2 protein-coding genes are annotated in these 3,444 nt (G+C 50.1%); both read right to left on the reverse strand.

The window, feature by feature from the left end:
* Positions 1–248 precede the first annotated feature (248 nt).
* Positions 249–1,526: a diaminopimelate decarboxylase family protein gene (locus B2Y11_RS00610; protein ID WP_291054767.1), complete on the reverse strand. Its 1,278-nt coding sequence runs from the start codon at positions 1,524–1,526 to the stop codon at positions 249–251.
* Positions 1,527–2,634: 1,108 nt separating this feature from the next.
* Positions 2,635–3,444: transporter substrate-binding domain-containing protein (locus B2Y11_RS00615; RefSeq protein ID WP_291054770.1), on the reverse strand; the 810-nt coding region annotated here is incomplete at its 5' end.

The following is a 3,444-nucleotide window of genomic DNA, read 5'->3' on the forward strand; positions in this document are numbered from 1 at the left end:
TATGACGCAGTATTGGACCAAAATGCTTATGACATCTGATTCTGCGGCTAAATCAGTGCTCCCCTCAAAAATCCAAAGCCCTGAAAGGGCCTGATGACATATAAAGCTGCGCGTTGCATATTCGGTGTTCCTCACCCCTATCAGGCTCCTTCCAGCGGAAGGAGCCTGACGATACGTGCATACCATATCTTCCCAATTTCATGAAATAAGCCACAGGCTCAGAGCCTGTGGCTTTTCAGGGTAAGAAATTATTCCTTAACCACTTTTGCTGTATTTTCTTTCAGGTTCGGGAAATCAAGGGTGGCGAAGAGGTCAAAGAGGGTTTCGTTGCGGCGGATCTGCTGCACGCTGCCGTCTTCATGAACCATGATTTCCTGATGGCGGAGGCGGCCGTTGTAGTTGTAGCCCATGCTGTGGCCGTGGGCGCCGGTGTCATGGATGACGATGAGGTCGCCGGTTTCGATTTCCGGAAGAGGACGCTGGATGGCAAACTTATCGCAGTTTTCACAGAGAGAGCCCACTACGTCATATACATGGTTTTTGGGAGCATCCGCCTTTCCCAGCACGGTCACATGGTGGTAGGCGCCGTACATGCCGGGGCGCATGAGGTCTGCCATGCAGGCATCTACGCCGATGTAGTCCCGGTAAATGTGCTTGTAATGGATGGCTTTGGTAACCAGGAAGCCATAGGGACCGGTAATGGCGCGGCCGCATTCGAAGCAGATACGGGTATGGTCAAAGCCTTTCATCTTCTGTTCAAAGAGCTTCCTTGCCCCTTCTCCCAGGCCTTCAATATCTACGGGATCCTGTTCCGGACGGTAGGGAATGCCGATGCCGCCGCCGAAATCGATGAAGCTGACGGTAACGCCCTTTTCATCCCTGATTTCATTGGCCAGGTCAAACATCATGCCGATGGTGCCCAGAAGGCCCGGCAGTTCCAGTTCTGCAGAAATAACCATGGTGTGAATGCCGATGTAGGAAATGCCCTTTTCTTTAGCCCAGTCCACGCAGGTCATGAGCTGCTCCTTGGTCATGCCGTACTTTGCTTCCTCCGGCTTGCCGATGATGGCATTGCCTCTGGCCAGCTCCGGTCCCGGGTTGTAACGGAAACAGATTCTTTCCGGAACGATATGGAGCCGATCCAGGTCGTCCAGATTGGACACATCGTCCAGATTGATAATAGCGCCCAGTTCATTGGCTTTGATGAATTCTTCATCCGGTGTATCGTTGGAGGAGAATACGATTTCCTCGCCTTTGATGCCCACGGTTTCAGACAGAACCAGTTCTGCCATGGAGCTGCAGTCAGAGCCTACATTCAAAGTTTTGAGGCTTTTCATGATCCATGGATTCGGAGTTGCTTTCACAGCGAAATATTCATGGAAATTGGGATTCCAGGAAAAGGCTTTCTGCAGCCGTTTTACATTATCAAGAATGCCCTTTTCATCATAAATATGGAATGGCGTGCCATATTTGGCAGCGATATCACGGATTAACTCATCGGAAAACGGAATCGTCTTTTTATTCATGGATAGGCCCCTCTTTCTGTTTTATCAGGAAAAATCATCTGAAGTTAGCTAATTATAACATACGTGCATAGTCTTGACTATATCTGTATTCAATGATTTCAATTAAATTTTATTGAAATAAGGGTTCAGTGAATTTAAAAGGGGCCGCTTAGCGGCCCGGGTTCAAAAGGTTCAAAGGGTTCAGAGGGTTCAGAGGGGAAGGTATCGCCGCCTTTGACGGCGATGCGTTTTATATGCCGCTCCGCGGCAGGCGTTATGGGATTAGCTTTTGTGTCTTTAAAGCCGCATGACGGAGTGCGTTAGCCCCCTTCCTTTGGAAGGGGGGCGCCGGACGACCGAGGATAGCGGTTTTCGTAAGGGGGAGCGCTGATTCAGTCGTTATNNGTTATCAGATTTCATTCTTGCATTTTGGTTCAATACAAGGAATAAGCCGACGCGAATAGCCAAAGCTATTTAAGGAGGCTTATGACGCTGTATTGGACCAAAATGCTTATAAAATCTGATTCTGCGGCTGAATCAGTGCTCCCCTTAAAAAGCCGAGGCCCCACAGGGGCCTAATGTGACACATAAAGCTGCGCGTCGTATATTCGGTGTTCCTCAGGGCTCCGCCCAGCTCCATTCCGGTCGGGCAAACAAAAGGAAGGCCCTTCTTAATTCTCGTTACCCCTTGAGGGGCCATAGGGTGTACGAGGGTAAGAATGATAATATTGCTCTATTGCGGATCTACGCAGGGCCAACTTTGCCCGACTTGGCAATCCTATGCAGGATTGCCACCTGAGGAAGGAGCCTTACGTTACGGGATGACCTTCCCGCCCCACTCGTCATTCTGAACGTAGTGAAGAATCTCGGTGCACAGCGCAGATGGTGCAATCAGCAGTAGAACAATACAGCAGGGAGATTTCTCGACTTCGCTCGAAATGACGATAGAACGGGGCTGCTGTATTCCTAAAAGAGTGGTTTGTGGCATTCGCTCCGGCCAGCCCACCAGCTCACTAATGAATCCCAGCCTATGGTAAGGAGTATGAAAAATTCACCATATACCACAGTGCTGCAGATTTCTGCCGCAAAAAACTGCAGCGTCCCAAGCGCTGCAGTTTCCTTATTTCATTTATTTCTTATCTGCATTGGAAACAGCTTTCTTGCTGTATTCTTCTGTCCACTTCTTGAAGTTGCCGTTGTCCGTATTTTCTTTGATGACTTCATTAATCACAGCAACCACATCTTCGTTGCCCTTCTGGATGGCAGCGGCGGAGTTTTTCACGGCTCCCGGGAATTTGACGTCGGAGAACATGAGGTCATCGTTGAAGATGACATACTGCTCGCCTACAATGCCTTCCACCACCAGGCCGTCTACTTTGCCCTGTTTCAGTTCCAGTACTACTTCCGGCACGTGAGCCAGGCCTACGATTTTAGCATCTTTGATTTTTTCCTTGGCCAGTGCTTCCTGGGTGGTGGATTTCTGGACGCCGATGGTCTTTCCGTAGAGGTCTTCTACGGTCTTGTACTTGTCTGCATCGGCCTTCCGGATAATGACTTTCTGTTCTGTAGGCAGGTAGTCAGCAGAGAAATCCATGGATTTCTTTCTTTCGTCCGTGGGGTTAATGCCTGCAATGGCTACGTCCACCTTGCCGCCGGTGAGAGAGGAAAGGAGGGCCTGGAAGTTCATGTCCTGTACTTCCAGTTTCACGCCCAGCTTGTCAGCTACTTTCTGGGCCAGTTCCATGTCGATGCCGATGACTTTCTTTTCGCCGGAAGAGGTATCTACGAATTCATAGGGAGGATAGCCGGAAGCGGTGCCTACCACCAGTTTGCCGCTGGATTTGATTTTCTTCATGAGCGGGCTTTCTTTCTGAGTCTGGGAGCCGGCGCTCTGGCTGGAGGAGGATCCGCCGCCGCAGCCTGCCAGTCCGAATACAGC

The organism is Dialister sp. UBA1703 (assembly GCA_002320515.1).
Lineage (GTDB): Bacteria > Bacillota > Negativicutes > Veillonellales > Dialisteraceae > Dialister.